At 70.8% G+C, this 18,005-nt stretch carries 17 protein-coding genes; 13 read left to right on the forward strand and 4 right to left on the reverse strand.

Annotated features, from left to right (window positions below; all coding sequences use genetic code 11):
• Positions 1-235: 235 nt before the first annotated feature.
• The gene (locus R9X44_RS30610) at positions 236-2,515 is read left to right on the forward strand and encodes an FdhF/YdeP family oxidoreductase (RefSeq protein ID WP_319817817.1); all 2,280 of its coding nucleotides are present in this window, start codon (positions 236-238) and stop codon (positions 2,513-2,515) included.
• A 7-nt stretch (positions 2,516-2,522) separates the two neighbouring features.
• Here the strand turns inward: R9X44_RS30610 and R9X44_RS30615 are convergent, their stop codons facing one another.
• On the reverse strand, positions 2,523-3,788 hold the full coding sequence (locus tag R9X44_RS30615) for a multidrug effflux MFS transporter (protein WP_319817818.1): 1,266 nt from the start codon (positions 3,786-3,788) through the stop codon (positions 2,523-2,525).
• Positions 3,789-3,861: 73 nt separating this feature from the next.
• Between R9X44_RS30615 and R9X44_RS30620 the strand changes: the two genes are divergently transcribed.
• Positions 3,862-4,359, forward strand: coding sequence for a MarR family winged helix-turn-helix transcriptional regulator (locus R9X44_RS30620; protein WP_319817819.1), 498 nt, complete (start codon positions 3,862-3,864; stop codon positions 4,357-4,359).
• Between the two features lie 33 nt (positions 4,360-4,392).
• Here R9X44_RS30620 and R9X44_RS30625 read toward each other — a convergent pair whose 3' ends face one another.
• Positions 4,393-5,067 carry a GntR family transcriptional regulator gene (locus tag R9X44_RS30625; RefSeq protein ID WP_319817897.1) on the reverse strand — a complete coding sequence of 225 codons (675 nt, stop codon included), beginning with the start codon at positions 5,065-5,067 and terminating at the stop codon, positions 4,393-4,395.
• A gap of 347 nt (positions 5,068-5,414) precedes the next feature.
• Between R9X44_RS30625 and R9X44_RS30630 the strand changes: the two genes are divergently transcribed.
• Both R9X44_RS30630 and R9X44_RS30635 read left to right on the forward strand, forming a co-directional pair.
• Positions 5,415-6,596 (forward strand): amidohydrolase family protein, encoded by a 1,182-nt coding sequence (locus R9X44_RS30630; protein WP_319817820.1) that lies wholly within the window; start codon positions 5,415-5,417, stop codon positions 6,594-6,596.
• 146 nt (positions 6,597-6,742) lie between these two features.
• Entirely contained in the window at positions 6,743-8,191 is a 1,449-nt protein-coding gene (locus tag R9X44_RS30635) for an aldehyde dehydrogenase family protein (protein ID WP_319817821.1), read from the forward strand.
• Here the strand turns inward: R9X44_RS30635 and R9X44_RS30640 are convergent.
• Positions 8,182-8,979, reverse strand: a complete 798-nt coding sequence (locus tag R9X44_RS30640; protein ID WP_319817822.1) for an IclR family transcriptional regulator — start codon at positions 8,977-8,979, stop codon at positions 8,182-8,184. The genes R9X44_RS30635 and R9X44_RS30640 overlap by 10 nt on opposite strands.
• A gap of 90 nt (positions 8,980-9,069) precedes the next feature.
• On the opposite strand from R9X44_RS30640, the gene R9X44_RS30645 reads away from it, so the two are divergent.
• The 9 genes from R9X44_RS30645 (at position 9,070) to R9X44_RS30685 (ending at position 17,411) form a co-directional block, all read left to right on the forward strand.
• Positions 9,070-9,960, forward strand: coding sequence for a VOC family protein (locus R9X44_RS30645; protein ID WP_319817823.1), 891 nt, complete (start codon positions 9,070-9,072; stop codon positions 9,958-9,960).
• A 67-nt stretch (positions 9,961-10,027) separates the two neighbouring features.
• On the forward strand, positions 10,028-10,993 hold the full coding sequence (locus R9X44_RS30650) for an ABC transporter substrate-binding protein (RefSeq protein WP_319817824.1): 966 nt from the start codon (positions 10,028-10,030) through the stop codon (positions 10,991-10,993).
• Positions 10,994-11,012: 19 nt separating this feature from the next.
• On the forward strand, positions 11,013-11,909 hold the full coding sequence (locus tag R9X44_RS30655; protein ID WP_319817825.1) for a fumarylacetoacetate hydrolase family protein: 897 nt from the start codon (positions 11,013-11,015) through the stop codon (positions 11,907-11,909).
• Positions 11,902-12,726, forward strand: coding sequence for an ABC transporter ATP-binding protein (locus R9X44_RS30660; protein ID WP_319817826.1), 825 nt, complete (start codon positions 11,902-11,904; stop codon positions 12,724-12,726). The genes R9X44_RS30655 and R9X44_RS30660 overlap by 8 nt, the downstream gene beginning before the upstream one ends.
• Positions 12,723-13,475 carry an ABC transporter permease gene (locus tag R9X44_RS30665; RefSeq protein ID WP_319817827.1) on the forward strand — a complete coding sequence of 251 codons (753 nt, stop codon included), beginning with the start codon at positions 12,723-12,725 and terminating at the stop codon, positions 13,473-13,475. The genes R9X44_RS30660 and R9X44_RS30665 overlap by 4 nt, the downstream gene beginning before the upstream one ends.
• The gene (locus R9X44_RS30670) at positions 13,472-14,278 is read left to right on the forward strand and encodes an ABC transporter permease (RefSeq protein ID WP_319817828.1); all 807 of its coding nucleotides are present in this window, start codon (positions 13,472-13,474) and stop codon (positions 14,276-14,278) included. The genes R9X44_RS30665 and R9X44_RS30670 overlap by 4 nt, the downstream gene beginning before the upstream one ends.
• Positions 14,275-15,243 (forward strand): amidohydrolase family protein, encoded by a 969-nt coding sequence (locus tag R9X44_RS30675; protein WP_319817829.1) that lies wholly within the window; start codon positions 14,275-14,277, stop codon positions 15,241-15,243. The genes R9X44_RS30670 and R9X44_RS30675 overlap by 4 nt, the downstream gene beginning before the upstream one ends.
• A gap of 82 nt (positions 15,244-15,325) precedes the next feature.
• Positions 15,326-15,841: a flavin reductase family protein gene (locus R9X44_RS30680; protein WP_319817830.1), complete on the forward strand. Its 516-nt coding sequence runs from the start codon at positions 15,326-15,328 to the stop codon at positions 15,839-15,841.
• A gap of 361 nt (positions 15,842-16,202) precedes the next feature.
• Complete coding sequence (locus tag R9X44_RS30685; RefSeq protein ID WP_319817831.1) at positions 16,203-17,411, forward strand: acyl-CoA dehydrogenase family protein; 1,209 nt, start codon at positions 16,203-16,205, stop codon at positions 17,409-17,411.
• Positions 17,412-17,436: 25 nt separating this feature from the next.
• Here R9X44_RS30685 and R9X44_RS30690 read toward each other — a convergent pair whose 3' ends face one another.
• Positions 17,437-17,904, reverse strand: coding sequence for a MarR family transcriptional regulator (locus R9X44_RS30690; RefSeq protein ID WP_319817832.1), 468 nt, complete (start codon positions 17,902-17,904; stop codon positions 17,437-17,439).
• Between the last annotated feature and the right edge of the window lie 101 nt (positions 17,905-18,005).

The raw sequence follows: 18,005 nt of genomic DNA on the forward strand, positions 1-18,005 counted from the left end.
GCCCCACCGGTTGGGGCAGGGCCCGACCCGACGGCCCGGCCCGCCGCCCCCTCCCGCGGCGGCGCGCCGGGCCACACCCCGAACCCGGAGGAACCCGGTGAAGCGGCCCCCTGCCGGGGGCCGCCGGGGCGTCGTACCCTTTGACGTGCGGTGATTTGCCGGGAAAAGTGAGTCATCTGGGTTTATCAGGCGACAGACGGTGTGTCCGGCAGGGTGGCGACGGAAGGTGGGGATCATGGGTGCGGATGAGGGGGCGGACCGGCTTTCGGTGCGGCCGCCCAAGGGGTGGGCGGCGGGGGTGCCGGGGGTCGCGCACGCGCTGGAGTACGCGCTCGGCCAGATGTCCCCGGCGACGACCGCGCGCACCCTCCTCGCGCTCAACCAGGCCGACGGGCTCGACTGCCCGGGCTGTGCCTGGCCCGAGGGTTCCCCGGACAAGAGGCACATCAACGAGTACTGCGAGAACGGCACGAAGCACATCGCCGACGAGGCGACCCGCCGCCGCGTCACGCCCGAGTTCTTCGCCGAGCACTCCGTCGCAGACCTCGACGGCAGGTCCGACCAGTGGCTCAACCAGCGGGGCCGCCTCACCGAGCCGATGATCAAGCGGCCCGGCGCGACCCACTACGCACCCGTCGGCTGGGCCGAGGCACTCGCGCTCGTCGCCGCCGAGCTGCGCGCCCTCGACTCCCCGGACGAGGCGCTCTTCTACACCTCGGGACGCCTCAACAACGAGGCAGCGTTCCTGCTCCAGCTCTTCGCCCGCGCCTACGGCACCAACAACCTGCCGGACTGCTCGAACATGTGCCACGAGTCGAGCGGCACCGCCCTCATCCAGACCCTCGGCGTCGGCAAGGGAAGCGTCAGCCTTGACGACATCCACGGCGCCGACCTCGTCTTCGTCGTCGGGCAGAACCCGGGCACGAACCACCCGCGGATGCTGTCGGCGCTGGAGCAGACCAAGCGGAACGGCGGCCGGGTCGTCGCGGTGAACCCGTTGCCGGAGGCCGGGCTGATGCGGTTCAAGCACCCGCAGAAGGCGCGCGGCGTGCTCGGCCGCGGCACCGCGATCGCCGACGAGTTCGTGCCGATCCGCGCGGGCGGCGACCTCGCCCTGTTTCAGGCGCTCAACCTGCTGCTGCTCGAAGCCGAGGACGCAGCCCCCGGCACGGTCCTCGACGCCGCGTTCATCGAGGCGCACACGTCGGGCTTCACCGAGTTCGCCGAGGGCATCCGGAAACTCTCCTGGGACGACGTCCTCGCCGCCACCGGCGTCCCGCGCGACCAGATCGAACGCGTCAGCGCGATGGTGCTCCAGGCCAAGAGCGTCATCGTGTGCTGGGCGATGGGCATCACCCAGCACCGCCACGGCGTCGCGACGATCCGCGAGATGGTCAACTTCCTGCTGCTGCGCGGGAACCTGGGCCGTCCGGGCGCGGGCGTCTGCCCGGTGCGCGGGCACAGCAACGTCCAGGGCGACAGGACGATGGGCATCAACGAGAAGCCGCCGCGCGCGTTCCTCGACGCGCTCGGCGCGGAGTTCGGCTTCACCCCGCCGCACGAGCACGGCATGGACACCGTCGAGGCGATCCGCGCGATGCGCGACGGCAGGGCCAAGGTGTTCCTGGGCGTCGGCGGGAACTTCGTGCGCGCGACCCCCGACAGCGCCGTCACCGAGGCGGCCTTGCGCTCGTGCCGCCTCACCGTGCAGATCTCCACCAAGCTCAACCGCTCGCACACCGTCTGCGGCGACACCGCGCTCATCCTGCCGACGCTCGGCCGCAGCGACCGCGACGTGCAGGCGGGCGGCGTCCAGTTCTTCACGGTCGAGGACTCGATGAGCGAGGTGCACGCGTCGCGCGGGCGGCTGGCTCCGGCGTCGCCGCACCTGCTGAGCGAGGTCGCGATCATCGGCCGTCTCGCCCGGCTGACCCTCGGCGACGAGCCGGCGATCCCGTGGGCGGACTTCGAGTCCGACTACTCACTGATCCGCGACAGGATCGCCAGGGTCGTCCCGGGTTTCGCCGACTTCAACGCGCGTGTCGCCGTTCCCGGGGGTTTTGTCCTGCCGAACCCGGTCAACTCCTACGAGTTCCGCACCTCCACCGGCAAGGCCCTGTTCACCCGCAACGCCTTCGTTGACCTGCGGGCCCCCGAGGGCCATCTGATCCTCCAGACGCTGCGCTCGCACGACCAGTGGAACACGATCCCCTACACCTCGAACGACCGTTACCGGGGGATCAAGGGGTCCCGCCGCGTCGTGCTCGTCAGCCCGGACGACCTCGCCGCGCTGGGCATCGCCGACGGCTCACTCGTCGACCTCGTCGGCGTCTGGACCGACGGCGTCGAGCGCCGCGCCCCCGGCTTCACCGTCGTCTCCTACCCCACGACCCCGGGTTCGGCCGCCTCCTACTACCCGGAGACCAACGTCCTCGTCCCCCTCGACAGCGTCGCCGAAGGCAGCAACACACCGACTTCGAAGGACGTCGTGGTGCGCCTGGAGCCCGTCGGCTGACCGACCCTCAGCCGCGCACCGGGACGGGCTCGCCGAGCCCCCGCCCCGGCCGGGCCATGACGACGAGGGCGGCGACGGTCAGCAGCGCAGCGCCGAGCATGATCGTCGCCATGGGCAGCGAGCTCGCGTCGCCGAAGAGGCCGACGAGAGGGGAGACGAGCGCTCCGGCGAGGAACTGGAGGCCGCCGAGCAGGGCGGACGCCGCGCCCGGCGCGCCCCTGCCGAGGGTCTGGCCGATCGTCATGGTCGCCGGGAAGATCACGCCGACGCCCACGAGGGTGAGGAACAGGGTCGCCAGCGTGCCCGCCATGGTCTCGCCCGCGACGAGCCTGACCACCACCTGGCCCGCCGCCCCGACCGTCAGGATGCCGACGCCGACGGTCAGCAGCCTGGTGAGGCCGACCCGTCCGGCGAGCCGGCCGAACACGCTGCTCGCGACGAGCATGCCGAGCGCGTTGCAGGCGAAGATCACCGAGTAGGCGGTGGCCGAGACGCCGTGGATGCTCTCGAACACGAAGCTCGACCCCGCGATGTAGGTGAACATCGCGGCCGAGGCGAACGCGAGGACGAGCACATAGCCGAGGAACGACCGGTCGGCGGCGAGCCGTCCCATCGCGCGGAACGTGCCGCCGAGCCCGTCGGACCGCCGCCGCTCGCGCGGCAGCGACTCGGGCACCTTGGCCAGCACCGACACCAGCAGCAGCACCCCGACGACGGCGAGGGCCGCGAAGACCGCGCGCCAGGTCGAGACGGCGAGGATCGCCCCGCCGATGACCGGCGCGACGATCGGCGCGATCCCGGTGATCTGGGCGAGCAGCGCGAAGTACCTGGGCAGCGCGGGCCCGTGGAAGAGGTCGGTGAGCACCGCGCGGGCGAGGACCATGCCGACGGCCCCGGCGACCCCGTGCAGGAACCGCGCTGCGGTCAGCAGTTCGACGTTGGGCGCGAGCGCGCACAGCACCGACACGACGGCGAACCCGGCGCTCCCGCCGATCAGCAGGCCGCGCCGCCCGATCGCGTCGCTGACCGGCCCGAGCAGCACCTGGCCGACGACGAGACCGGCGAGGAACGCGGTCATCGTCAGCTGGACCGCGGAACTCGTCGTGCCGAGGCTCTGGCCCATCGACGGGAAGCCCGGCACGTACATGTCGATCGCGAGCGGGGCCACCGCGGTGAGCGCGGCGAGGACGGCGATCAGCGCGCCCGCCCGTCCCGCGGTCGGGAGGTTCGTGGCGCGTTCGGCCACGTGCTTGTCGGAGGACGCGGTTACCATGGGACAAAACGTTAACAGGTAGTTCACTGGTTAACAATTGTGGCGGTGGCCACCCCGAGCCGAGGAGACGACAGTGCTTCCCACGCCTGAAGGCGTCCGGGCCCAGTGGGCCGCGGGCCGGCCCGACCTCGACACCTCCCCGATGGAGGTCGTGGGCCTGCTGAAGCAGATCAACGCGCTCCTCGCCCAGGCATTCGAGCCGCTGTACGAGACCGCGCCGGTCACCCCGTCCGAAGTCGACATCCTGATCACGCTCCGCTACGCCGAGCGCCCCGCGATCGCCTGCCGCCTCGCCGAACACCACGGCCTATCCCGCGCGGGCATGAGCAAGACCCTCGCCAAACTCGAGAAACGCGGCTACATCACCCGCACCCCCAACCCCGCCGACCGCCGCGCCGCCCTCGTCACCATCACCCCCACCGGCGCCACCACAATCGACTCCTTCTTCCCCGGCCAGCTCGCCGTCGAGGCCGCACTTCTTTCCCCCCTCGGCAACGACCGCGACGGCGTAGTCGCCGCCCTCACCCTCCTCTCCCAAACCCTCCAAACCGCCCTAACCCGCCGCGCCTAGGGCGAACGTGCACGTGGAAGGGTGGGAATGGGGTTAGGGGGTTAGGGCTTTTAGGGCTATTTGTTCGTTGTGGGCCAGGTGGTGGGCTATGGCGGTGGCGGCCTGTTCTGGGTCGCGGGTGCGGAAGTGGGCGACGAGGTCGACGTGGGCCTGGGCGCGGCGGTGGTGCTCGGCGGGGTCGGGGTCCAGGCGGCCGATGCCGATGCGGATGTAGCGTTCGCCGGCGCGCCACAGGGTGGTGAGGACGCGGTTCTCCCATGTGGTGACGGCGGGGGCGAGGAGGGCGAGGTGGAAGGCGATGTGGTCGTCGTAGATGTCGGCCATGCCGTGGGAGTGGTCGCCGAAACCGGTGGCCGCCGCGTCGAGCTCGTCGAGGTCGGCGTCGGTGAGCAGCGCGCAGGAGCGGCGGGCGATGTCGGGCTCGATGGAGCGTCTGAGCCGGTAGATGCCCTGGAGGTCGGCGAGGTCGAGCGGCGCGATCATGACGCTGCGGCCCCGGCTCGTGGTGACCAGGCCCTCGCCTTCGAGGCTGCGCAGCGCCTCGCGGATCGGGATGAAGCTGACCTCGAGCATCCCGGCGAGCTCGCGCAGTGAGTACTGCTCGCCGGGCGCGAGCGCGCCGGACAGGATGGCGCGGCGCAGTTCGTCGGTGACCTGCTCGACGACCGAACGCGCGGCGATGGGACGGACGGACTGGCGCGCTGGCATCACGGTCAAGGCCCGCTCCTCGGGTCCCGATGGGGTGGAGTTATCAAGTATAGCGGTTCGCCCCGCCGCGTGTTGATCATGGGCTCCGGGGAAATGGCCAGGTCACCGCCCCACCCCTGTCTGATCGACGGTCTGATCGGCCTTCGGGCCCGACGGAGCCTTGCTGTTATCAAGTATTATTGATAACGTCACGGCGTCGTCTTGGACGCCCCGGCGCCTCCTGCGAGTCGCCCCTACCGCAGTTCCCCATGGCCCGCGCATTTCTGTCGCCGCCATTGCGAAACACAATTCCCCAGTGCTTTTCCGCCATTGCGTCTCCGCCACCCCCCGAGAAAGGAATGATGGCAATGTGCATCAATGATTGGACCCGGCGTGACCTCTTCCGGAACGCCGCGGTCGTCGGAGCCGCCGCCGTCGGCGTCCACACGCTCGCCGCGCCGCCGGTCTCCGCGAAGGAGCGGAGGTTCCTGTTCGGCGAGAAGATCGCCCTGACCAACGTCAGGGTCTTCGACGGCACCGCGCTGAGCGCGCCCCGGACCGTCGTGATCGACAACGGCCTCATCGGCATCAGCGCCCTCGGCGCCCGCACGGTCGACTGCGGGGGCGCGACGCTGCTGCCCGGCCTGATCGACGCGCACGTCCACCTGGAGAACCTCGGCACGCTGGAGCAGCTCACCGGTTACGGCGTCACCACCGGCCTGGACATGGCGACCTTCCCGGCGTCGGTGGTCAGGTCGCTGCGCAGGCAGCCGGGGCTGACCGACATCCGCAGCGCGTGCACGCCCGCGGTCGCGCCGGGCAGCCTCCAGAGCCAGATCCCCGGGTTCCCGGCGAACGGCGTGGTGACCGGACCCGACAAGGCCGTGCAGTTCGTGACGGCAAGGGTCGCCGAGGGCGCGGACTACATCAAGATCATCGTGGACAACCCGGGCCTCGACCAGGCGACGGTGACCGCGCTGACCAAGACCGCGCACCTGTTCGGCAAGCAGGTCATGGGCCACGCGACCTCGGCCGCGATGGTCGAGAGCGCCCTGACCGCGGGCATCGACCTGATCCACCACGTCCCGCTCGACACGGCGATCAGCGCGGCGACCGCGGCGCGCTACGCGGCCAAGGCGCGGGTCGCGGTGCCCACCCTTGGCATGATGAAGGGCTTCACCCAGCTCGGCATCCCCGGCATGAACTACGAGGCGGCGCGCGGCAGCGTCGCCGCGCTGCGCCAGGCCGGGGTGCGCATCCTCGCCGGGTCGGACGCCAACAACAAGCCGAACATCCCGGTCCGCCCGGCGTTCGGGCTCAGCCTGCACCAGGAGCTGGAGCTGCTGGTCGAGGCCGGGCTGACCCCGGCCGAGGCGCTGCGCTCGGCCACCGACCTGCCCGCGCTGTCCTTCGGGCTGCGCGACCGCGGCGTCATCAAGCCCGGCTACCGGGCCGACCTCGTCCTGGTCGACGGCGACCCGCTCGCCGACATCCGCAGGACCCGCGACATCCAGCGCGTCTGGGTGGGCGGGGTCGAGCACTCCGCCTGACCGAAGGCCGTGGCCGGCCCGACGGGGTCGGCCACGGCCCGAAGTCATTCTGAATTATGCATTGCATTCACCAATGAGGGATTGTTACGGTGAGGCTCCCCAGTCCGAAATGACGCTCACCCACCCCCGAAACGGAGCACGAGGCCATGTCTGACCAGCCGAGAGTCAAGCACTGGATCGACGGCGAGTGGACCAGCTCGCCCACCGAGAAGAACAGCGTCAACCCCGCGACCGGAGAGGTGATCGGCACCTACAGCGACGGCGACGCCGGCACCGCCGACCTCGCGATCGAGGCCGCCGCGCGCGCCTTCGCCACCAGCGGCTGGCGGCACGACGCCATGGGCCGCGCCACCGCGCTGAGCCGTCTCGCCGACGCGTTCGAGACGCGGCTCGGCGACCTCGTGCAGAGCCTGGGCACCGAGAACGGCAAGCTCAACAACGAGGCGGGCTACGAGGTCCACTTCATCCCGCGCGCGCTGCGCTTCGCCTCGGGGCTGGCGCTGCTGAACCAGGGCCGGGTCGCCGAGACCAAGCCCGGCGTGCAGTCCCTGTCGATCCGCCAGCCGGTCGGCGTCGCGGGGATCATCGTGCCGTGGAACTCCCCGGCCTACCTGAGCATCCGCGCGATCGCCCCGGCGCTGGCCGCGGGCTGCACCGTCGCGGTCAAGATGCCCGCGCAGGCCGCGCAGACCGGCGCGATCGTCGCCGAGATCTTCGCGAGCGTCCCCGACTTCCCGCAGGGCGTGGTGAACTTCTTCGTGGAGTCCGGTGACGCGGGCGCACGCAGGCTCGTGGAGTCGCCGAGCGTCCCGGTCATCAGCTTCACCGGCAGCACCGGGACCGGCCGCGCCATCGCGCGCGCCGCCGCCGACGGCCTGAAGCGCGTCAGCCTGGAGCTCGGCGGCAAGACCCCGCACCTGGTCTTCGAGGACGCCGACCTCGCCGCCGTCGTCCCCACGATCGTCGCCTCGACGACGGTCTTCGCCGGCCAGTTCTGCATGACGGGCAGCCGCATCCTCGCGCACAGCTCCATCGCCGACGAGCTCATCGAGGCGGTCGCCAAGCAGCTGGAGAGCGTGCGTCCCGGCCCGGCCGCCGACCCCGAGAGCCAGATCGGCCCGATGATCGACCTCGCCGCGGTGGCCCGCGTCGACGCGGCGGTCGAGGAGGCCATCGCGGCGGGCGCGGTCCCGATCGTGCGGGGCGGACCGTCGACGCTCCCGCACCTGAAGGGCGGCGCGTTCTACCACCCGACCCTGCTCGAGGTGTCGAGCACCGACCTGCCGATCGTGCAGACCGAGACGTTCGGCCCGGTCCAGACGGTCCAGCGGTTCGACACCGAGGAGGAGGCGATCGCGCTGGCCAACGCCACCGAGTACGGCCTCAGCGCCTGCGTGTGGAGCCGTGACTCCGACCGTCCCATGCGGGTCGCGCGGGCCCTGGAGGCCGGTCTGATCTCCATCAACAGCTGGGCGAACCTCGCCGTGGAGTTCGAGGAGGGCGGCTTCAAGAGCAGCGGCCTCGGCCGTCTCGGGGGCGTCGCCAGCCTTGACGACTTCCTCGAGTACAAGCAGATCAGCCAGGCTTACGCCTGACCCGCTTCGGCGGGCGGGTCCTTGACCTGCCCGCCGAGGTCGGCGGTGATGAGCCTGCTCGCCTTGAGCAGGTCGTCCGAAAGCCGCCGGGTGACGGGCGCGGTGAGCTCGCGGCTGGGCAGCGCGAATCCGAGCACGAGCGCGAGCCCGTCACCGGGACCGAAGACGGGGGAGGCGACGACGGACAGGCCGGGGATGATGGCCCCCGCGGTGATGCACACCTGCGTGCTGCGGACGTCGTTGACGATCTTCGTCAGTTCCTCGTCGGTGTAGGCGCGGGCCTCGCCGCGCTTCTCCTGGGCGCGCAGCACCGGCTTGGTGATGGCCTGGGGGAGATAGGCGTAGCAGACGCGTCCCGCCGACGAGTCGATGAGCGGGAGCACCGAGCCGACGCGCACCGAGATGGGCAGCGGGTACGCGCCGTAGTCCCATCTGATGAGCGTCGGTCCCGCGTCGCTCCACGTCACGAGCAGGACAGTGTGCTGGGTGCGGTCGCGCAGCTCGATCGCGTGCTGTGAGGCGATGCCCGCCTCGTCAACGCGCCGCAGCGCCTCGATGCCGAGCCGCCTTACCGCGCTGCCGAGCGTGTACAGCCCGGTCGTCTTCTCCTGTGCCGCGAGACCCGACCGCACGAGGCTGACGAGATACCGATGCACCTTGCTCGGTTGCAGTCCGGAGAGGTTCGCGAGGGTCGACAGCGAGACGGGACGCCGTGCCTCCTCAAGTGCCGTGAGGACCTCCATTGCCACCTCGACGGACTGGATGCCCTGTCGCTCATCGCTTGCCATGCCCCAAATATAGCGTTTCGCATTATGCATTGCATTCACTAATGCAGGATTGTACGGTGTGGGTCACATCGAGCTGAGAGAAGGTTTCTCGTGGGTGCTCATCGCCTGATCTCCCTGACCAGACGCGTTCCGGACCTCGACCTGACGCGCGAGTTCTACCGCCAGTTCGGCCTCCAGGAGACCGCGCCCGGCACGTTCGCGACCGAGCTCGGCGGCGACCAGCTCCACCTCCTGCCGGGCGACGTCCCCGAGGTCGTGGAGGTGCACATCGGCGTCGACTCGCCCGACGACCTCGACGCCATCGCCGAACGCCTCGCCCGCTACGGCGTGACACGTGCGGCGGGTTCCATCGCCGCCGTCGAACCGGTGAGCGGCGTGCGCGTCCGCCTGTCGGTCGCCGAACGCCTCCCGAAGCAGACCCCCTACACCGCCCCGACGTCGGTCAAGCGCGACGAGCTCGTCCGGCGCGGCGATCTCCTGCCGCTGCGCCTCGGCCACCTGGCCATCGGCTGCACCGACGTAGAGGAGGCCAAGGTCTTCTTCATCGACGGCATCGGCATGCGGCTGAGCGACTACGTCATCGGCGGCCCGTTCATGCGGTTCGAGACCGACCACCACAACGTCGTGCTGCTGCCCGCGCCGATGACGCTGCTGCACCACACCGCGTGGAAGGTCCGCGACATCGACGAGATCGGCTACGGCGGCTCGCGGATGATCGAGAACCACCCGGAGCGGCACGCGTGGGGCCTGGGCAGGCACGGCGCGTCCGCGAACTACTTCTGGTACCTGAAGGACCCCGCCGGAGCCTTCGCCGAGTACTACTACTCCGAGATGGACGACCTCGCCCCCGACCCCCTGTTCTGGGACCCGGTCCCGGGCACCGGCGAACTCCCCGTCGCCGTCTGGGCCTCCCCAGCCCTGCACGAGCGGCCCCTGGTCCCCGAGGCGATGCGCGCTCCGCTGCTCGACGCCGAGCGCTGACCCCCGGCGCTTTTCCCGCAAGTCCCCGGCAAGTCCTGGCATTTCCCCACCCCTTTGGAGAGCCGACATGACCACCACCCCCCGCTGGACGACCCTCGCCCTCGCCCTGGCCCTCACCGCGACCGCGGCCTCGGCCTGTTCCTCATCCGACGACGGCAAGAGCGAGGCCGCGCCCGTCCGGATCGTCATCAACCCCGCCGCCCCGCCGGCCCTCCCGCTGGTCGCCGAGAAGAACGGCGACTTCAAGAAGAACGGCATGGACGTGAAGATCACGATCCTGCCCAGCACCAGCATCACCACGTTCGCGCCGGGCCTCGGCCGCACGTACGACATCGCGTGGGGCACCCCCGCCGACGTCATCGCCGCGTCCGCCCAGGGCCACGACATCAAGGTCATCGCGGCCGCCTACGTCGACAGCGAAGAGCACCAGCAGGGCCAGCTCTTCGCCTCGAAGTCCGCCAAGATCACCTCACTCGCCGACCTCAAGGGCAAGCGCATCGCGACCCCGTCGCTGTCCGGCACGCTCTACCTGTCGGTGCAGACCGCGCTGCGCAAGGCGGGCGTGGAGGCCAAGGACGTCGAACTCGTCGAGGTCCCGTTCCCGAACATGCTCGACCAGCTCAACGCGGGCCGGGTCGACGCCGTCGCGACGATCGAGCCGTTCGTCGGCGGGTTCAAGGCGGCCGGCCACACCGGACTCGGCGACCCGTTCCTGTCGGTGGCCTCGCCCGCCGTCACCGGGATGTGGATCGCGAACCAGGGCTGGGCGCAGAAGAACCCGGAGAAGGTCACCGGGTTCGTCGCGGCGCTCGACGCCGCGGAGACCTGGGCCGGTGCGAACGACAAGGAGGCGCGCGACTTCCTCGCCTCGGCCCTGAAGCTGCCGCCGCAGGTGATGGCGGCCTCCACGCTGCCTGACTGGGAGAGCGACATCACCGCGGAGAACCTCAACCCGTGGATCGACGCCGTCGCCGCGTCCGGCCAGGTCAACGGCACCCTGCCGAAGGCGACCGACCTGGTCGCCGGCAACTGACACCAAGGAAAGAACACTCATGAAGATCGCGAACATCTCCGGACGAGCCGCGCTGTTCACGGGCACGGAGTTCGTGGACGTGCACAAGGCGAGCGACGGGGCCTTCGGGCCCGACCCCGTGTCGGTGTTCGACCAGTGGACGGTGTTCCTCGCCTGGGCGCGGTCCGCCTACCCCGACGCCGTCGGCGTCGAGGCGACCCTGCCCGCCGACGCCGAGGTCGGCCCGCCGAGCCCGCGGCCCCGTCAGGTGTTCGGGGTGGGCCTCAACTACACCGAGCACGCCAAGGAGGCCGGGTTCGACCTGCCCGAGACCCCCGTGGTGTTCACCAAGTTCCCGACGAGCGTCGCGGGCCCCGACCAGACGATCGCGCTGCCCGACGGCTCGGTCGACTGGGAGGTCGAGCTCGTCGTCGTCATCGGGGCGCACGCGCACCGGATCGAGCCGGACCGCGCGTGGGAGGCCGTCGCGGGCCTCACCCTCGGCCAGGACCTGTCGGAGCGGCAGCTCCAGCACAAGGGTCCCGCGCCGCAGTTCAGCCTTGCCAAGTCCTTCCCCGGCTTCAGCCCGACCGGCCCGGTGCTCGTCACCCCCGACGAGTTCGCCGACCCGAACGACCTGAACATCGGCTGCCGCCTGAACGGCGAGACGATGCAGGACGACAGGACCTCGGACATGATCTTCCCGATCGGCCCGCTGGTGTCCTGGCTGTCGCACATCACCCCGCTGTGCCCCGGCGACATCATCTTCACCGGCACCCCGTCCGGCATCGGCGCGAGCCGTACGCCCCCGCGCTTCCTGAGCCCCGGCGACGAGCTGGTGAGCTGGATGGAGGGCGTCGGCACGATCCGCACGGTCGTCGCCGGTCCCGCGTACGCCGGTCCCGGCGTCCCGGCCGTCGGAGGGCGCGGTGACTGAGGTGGGCGCGCCGGAGACTGACCTCCCGCAGGCGCGGCCCGCAGACGCCGTCCCGCGCCTCGAAGTACGCGACGTTTCGGTCTCGTTCACCGTCAAGGGCAAGCGCCGCACGATCCTCGAAGGGGTCTCCTGCGAGATCGCCCGTGACGAGATCGTCGGCATCGTCGGCAGGTCGGGCACGGGCAAGACCACGCTGTTGAACCTGCTCGGCGGCATCCTGCGGCCGAGCGGGGGCGGCATCCTGCTCGACGGCGAGCCGTTCGACAAGCCGGTCGACAAGGTGATCACCGTCTTCCAGGACTACAACCAGGCGCTCCTGCCCTGGCGGACGGTCCGGCGCAACGTGTCCCTCGGCATCGAGCGCAGGCTCACCCGGGCCGAGGTCACCGACCGGGTGGACCGCGCGCTTGAGATGACGCACCTTACCGACAACGCCAACGACCTGCCTTGGCAGCTGTCGGGCGGCATGCAGCAGCGCGTGCAGATCGCCCGCGCGCTCGTCATGGAACCCGAGGTGCTCCTTCTCGACGAGCCCTTCGGCGCGCTCGACGCGATGACCCGCGCCACCCTCCAGGACGACCTCCTGAGGCTCCAGCGCGAGACCGGCTTCACCGTCGTCTTCATCACCCACGACGTGGACGAGGCGGTGTACCTGGCCGACCGGGTGCTCGTCCTCGGCGGAAGCCCGGCCAACGTCGTGCGCGAGGTCGTCTCCGGGCTGCCCAGCGAGCGCGACCAGCTCGACACCCGCGAGTCGCCGCTGTTCACCACCGCGCGGCGCACCCTCGCCGACGAGCTGTGGGGTGAGGGGCGGTGAACCTCCCGGGGCTCGTCGTGCCGGTGCTGCTGGTCGGCGCGTGGGAGCTGCTCGTCAGGATCGACGTGCTGACGTTCACCTATCTCCCGCCGCCCAGCGACATCGTCGCGGCGGTCGGCGGGCTCGTCACCGACGACGACCTCGCGGGCCGCGTCGTGCACACCACCGCCATCGCCCTCCTGGCGTGGGCGGTGGCCCTCGCGGTGGCGCTCGCCATCGGGACCGCGATCGGGTTGTCGCCGAAGACCTGGCGCTTGTCGATGGCGTCCATCGAGGTGATGCGGACGCTGCCCGCGGTCGCGCTCGTGCCCGTCGTGCTGCTCGTGCTCGGCCCGACGGTACGGGCCGAGATCGTCGTCGCCGCCTACGCCGCGTGCTGGCCGATGCTCATCAGCGTCGCGTCCGGCCTGCAGGGCGCGCCGCCGAGGCTCATCGACGTGGCACGCCAGATGCGGCTGTCCAAGACGCGCGTCGTCTTCTCGCTGATGCTGCCGGCCGCCGCGCCGCTGATCCTCTCGGGGGCGCGGCTGGCGCTCGGCATCAGCCTGATCGTCGTGGTGCTCGCCGAGATGGTCGGCAACCCGCAGGGGCTCGGCGCGGGCATCGTGGAGATGCAGATGGCGCTGCAGCCCGAGAGCATGTGGGTCTACGTGCTGTGCGTGGCGCTGCTGGGCACCGCACTCAACGCCGCGCTCCTGCTGACGGCCCGGCTCTCGTTCTCCAATCTCCTGGTGAAGGACAGGCCATGAGGCTTCCCGGCACGCGCCGCCGTCCCCGCTCGGGACGGCCGCTGTTCCCCCCGCTCGTCGGCCTCGCGCCGCTCGCGCTCGTCCTGCTGCTGTGGCAGCTGTTCGGCGACCCGGACTCGGTGAACTTCCCACCGCCGGGGGAGTGGGTCGAGGCGACGAAGGCGGTCCAGGACCGTGACCTGCTCCTTCCCGCACTCGAACAGACCCTCGCGGTGTTCGCGGTGGCGCTCGTGCTCGCCGCGGTCATCGGCGCGGCGGCCGGGACGCTGCTCGGCGCGTCGGCGTTCGCGCGCGACGCGTTCGGGCCCGTCGCGGAGTTCCTGCGCAACTTCCCGCCGCCCGCCGCGGTGCCCGTCGCGGTGCTGCTGCTCGGCGACACGCTGACGATGAGCCTCATCGTCATCGTCGGGACCGCGGTCTGGCCGATCATCCTCAACACCGAGGAGGCGGTCCGCGCGATCCCGCACGTCAGGATCAACGCCGGACGCGCGCTCGGGCTGTCTCGGCCGCGCCAGATCACCACGCTGATCGTGCCGGGGGTGCTGCCCGCGGTGATGATCGGCGTCCGGGTGGCGACCCCGATCTGCCTGATCGTCGTGCTGCTCGCCGAGATGTTGGCGTCCACGGGCGGCGTGGGACATCTGATCTTGGAAAGACAACGTATGTACGACTCGGCCGGGGTCTTCGCCTGCCTCGCCATCGTCGGCGTCCTCGGCCTGCTCACGTCGGCGACGGTGGGCGGCCTGGAACGCGTCATGTTGCGGAACTGGCCGCCAAGTCACGCCGAAGGGAAATCCACATGACCGGACACCGCATCGACGTCCACGCCCACTATCTCGGCCCCGCCGTCGCCGAGATGTTCGCCTCGGGGTTCTCCCTCGCGGGCGGCTACAAGATCTCCGTGGAGTGGACTCCGGAGGCGGCGCTCGCCTTCATGGACAGACACGGCATCCAGACGCAGATCCTCTCCGCGCCGTGGTCGTTCGCGGGCACTGAGGAGCGGCCCGAGATGGCCAAGGACTTCTGCCGGAAGGCGAATGAGGAGTTCGCGGCGCTCGCCGAGGAGTATCCCGGGCGTTTCGGGGCGTTCGCGGCGATACCCGCCGACGACACCGACAGTGCGCTCGCCGAGCTCAGGCACGCCCTTGATGTCCTGCGGCTCGACGGCGTCCTGATCTCCACGAACACGGTGAACGGGGAGTATCTGGGCAGCCCGTACTTCGAGCCGATCCTTGCCGAACTGCATGAGCGTCAGGTGCCCGCGCTGGTCCATCCCAGGAACCCGCCGTGCCTTGAGGCTGTGGGGTTCGGCAGGTCGCCGTCGGTGGTGGAGTTCCCGTTCGACACCGCGCGGACGGTCACGAACGCGATCTACACGGGCGTGTTCCAGCGGTATCCGGGGCTGAAGCTGATCCTCGCGCACTGCGGCGGCGTGCTGCCCACGCTGGGCTGGCGCATCGCCGAGCACACCGAGATGGGCATGGGCCCGACGGACGCCGACATCGGCCCCGCGCACGTCACCGGCGTCCTGCGCGGCCTGTACTACGAGACGGCTCTGGCGGGCGCTCCGCACTCGGTGCGGCCCACGCTCGAGGTCACCGACCCGGACCACATCCTGTTCGGCACGGACTGGCCGGCCGCGCCCGAGGCGACGGTCACGCACAACAACGCCAACCTGACGGGCTCGGGCGTCCTGACGGCCAAGCAGATCGCCGCGGTCGAGCACGACAACGCGCTCGCGCTGTTTCCGCGATTCCGCAAGAACTGATGCATTGACAAACGTTGCAAATGCAACTTAGCTGAGGGGGCCGGACCGCGCCCCTTCCTCGGCCGGCGAAAGGAGCAGGACGATGCCGTCAAACCACCCCGACGGACTTCCCGACGCGTTCCGCACGGTCATGCGTCATGTGGCCGCCACCGTCACCGTCGTCACCGCCGTGGACTCCGAGCGGCAGCACGGCATGACCGTCACCGCGGTCTCGTCGCTGTCGATGGAGCCGCCGGCGCTGCTCGTCTGCGTCAACCAGCGGACGCTGCTGCACGACATGCTGCTGCGCGGCAGCCGCTTCTGCGTGAACGTGCTCGCCCACGACCAGGCCGAGGTCTCCGCCGCGTTCAGCGGAGCGCTCCCGCCCGAGGAGCGCTTCGCCTGCGGCGACTGGCGCACCACCGACGACGGTCTGCGCTTCCTCGCCGACGGGATGGCGAGCCTGATCTGCCGCAACACCGCGACGATCCCCTACGGCACCCACACGATCTTCGTCGGCGAGGTGACCGAGGTCCTGCGCACCGGCCCGGAAGTCCCCCTCCTCTACCAGAACACCAAGTACTGCCGCTGCGAACCCATAGACGCAGTCCCCGCCTAACCCCCCTGCAGTCCCTTCGGGACTGCAGGGAGGGCAGCGCACCCACAGACGCAGTGCCCGCCTGACCCGCCCCGCGGTCCCCTCGGGACTGCAGGGGGGTGCACCCACAGACGTAGTGCCCGCCTGACCCGCCCTGCGGTCCCTTCGGGACTGCAGGGGGGCGCACCCACAGACGCAGTGCCCGCCTGACCCGCCCCGCGGTCCCTTCGGGACTGAGGGGGGCGGCGAACCCGTAGACGCAGTCCCCGCCCACCTCCCCTCGGGGGAGGCGACCTTCCCTCGCAGTCCCGAAGGGACTGCGAGAAGGGGGTGCGCAGTCGTTGTCCTTGTTTGATCCTCCGTGTTTGAAAGGAAGCTCGAGATGATCGATGCTCCTGCCGAGAGCTCACTGGCCACCCCGCGGGAAATCGCTGAGCGGGTTCGGGAGATCGCCGCTGAGGCGCGCGGACGCGCGCGGCAGACCGAGCGTGATCGGCGTGTGCCCGACGAGACGATCGACGCGCTCGGCGCGGCCGGGTTCTTCCGGATTCCGCAGCCGCGGGTGTTCGGCGGCGGCCAGACCGAGCTCGACACCGTGGTCGAGCACATCTTCACGCTCGCGGCGGCATGCCCGTCGACGGGCTGGGTCGCCGGGCTGTTCGCCGCGCACCAGTGGCTGCTCGCCTGCTTCGGCGAGCAGGCTCAGCACGACGTCCTCGACGTCGACCCCGACGCGCGGATCTGCGGCTCCTATGCGCCGACCGGCCAAACCCGCGAGACCGACGGCGGCTACCTGCTCAGCGGCAGGTGGTCGTTCGCCAGCGGCAGCGACACCGCGACCTGGGCGGTGTGCGCGTCGTTCCTGCCCGCCGAGGAGGGCGCGCGCGGCAAGCCAGCGTTCTTCCTCATCCCCGCCGCCGACTACACCATCGACGACGACTGGGACGTCGCGGGCCTGTCCGGCACGGGCAGCAAGACCCTCGTCGTGGACGACGCCTTCGTGCCCGCCCACCGGCTGCTCCCGTTCTCCGACATCATGGCGGGCACGACCGAGGGCGCGGCGCTGCACGCCGACTACCCGGCGCTGCGTCTGCCGATGCTCACGCAGATCCCGACCTGCCTCGCGGCAGTCGGCGTCGGCGCGGCGGCCGGCGCGCTCGCCGACTTCCAGGAGATGGCCGGCACCCGTCAGACGCGCGGCGCGCTCGTGGGCGGCGGCAGCAGGATCGCCAACTTCGCGACGGTCCAGCTCAGGGTCGCCGAGGCCGCGGCGAGCGTCGACGCGGCCAAGGAGATCCTGCTCCGCGACATCCGTCTGCGCGCCGCGACCGCCCGCGAGGGCCGTCAGGTCTCGCCGGAGGAGCGCATCCTCAGCAGGCGCGGCCAGGCTTTCGCGGTGGCGCTCTCCGTCCGCGCGGTCGAGGCGATCAACGGCGCGACCGGCGGCCAGGGCCTCGCCATGGACAACCCGATCCAGCGCGCCTGGCGCGACGTCAGCGCGGTCAGCAGGCACATCTCCCTGAACTGGGACGCCGTCGGCACCATGTCCGGCCAGGCCGCCCTCGGCCTGCCCCCGCAGGGCCAGTACTGAACCACGCGGGGGATGGGCGCGGCGGCTACCGCTCCTCGTCGGGGCCGCCGAGGTTGTCGTACATGGTCCGGAGGATCTCCTTGAACCTGACGACCTCCTTGGCGCTCATCCCCGCGGTGGCGGCCCGCTCGTAGGTGTCGGCGACGGGGATGAGCGGCTCGACCACGGCGAGGCCCTTGGCCGTGAGGTTGATCGCGACGATCCTGCCCTGGTCCTCAGGCCGCTCCCGCGACACGAGGCCGTCACTGCGCATCGTGGAGATGAGCCGCGACAGCGTCGACTTCTCTATCGAGGTCTTGACGGCGAGATCGCCGAGCCGCTGGTCGCCCTGCTCGCGCAGGGCCGCGAGGACCCGGTACATCGGCAGGGTCAGCCCGTGGTCCTTCAGCTGGACCGCGAACCGCTCGCCGAGCCGGACGCCGAGCCTGTTGAGCAGGTACGGGACCGAATCGGTGAACTGGTAGGGCAGGGACTCGCCTGTTTCTTCCGACACGCAGCGATCCTAGCCTTTCGACCTGCGTCGTTGCCAATGCATCAGATGCGGTTGCAAAAGATGCGATCACAAGTGATGCGCTGCACCGCTCCCCGAAGCCT

Origin of the sequence: Actinocorallia sp. A-T 12471, assembly GCF_033875155.1 — a bacterium.
Lineage (GTDB): Bacteria > Actinomycetota > Actinomycetes > Streptosporangiales > Streptosporangiaceae > Actinocorallia.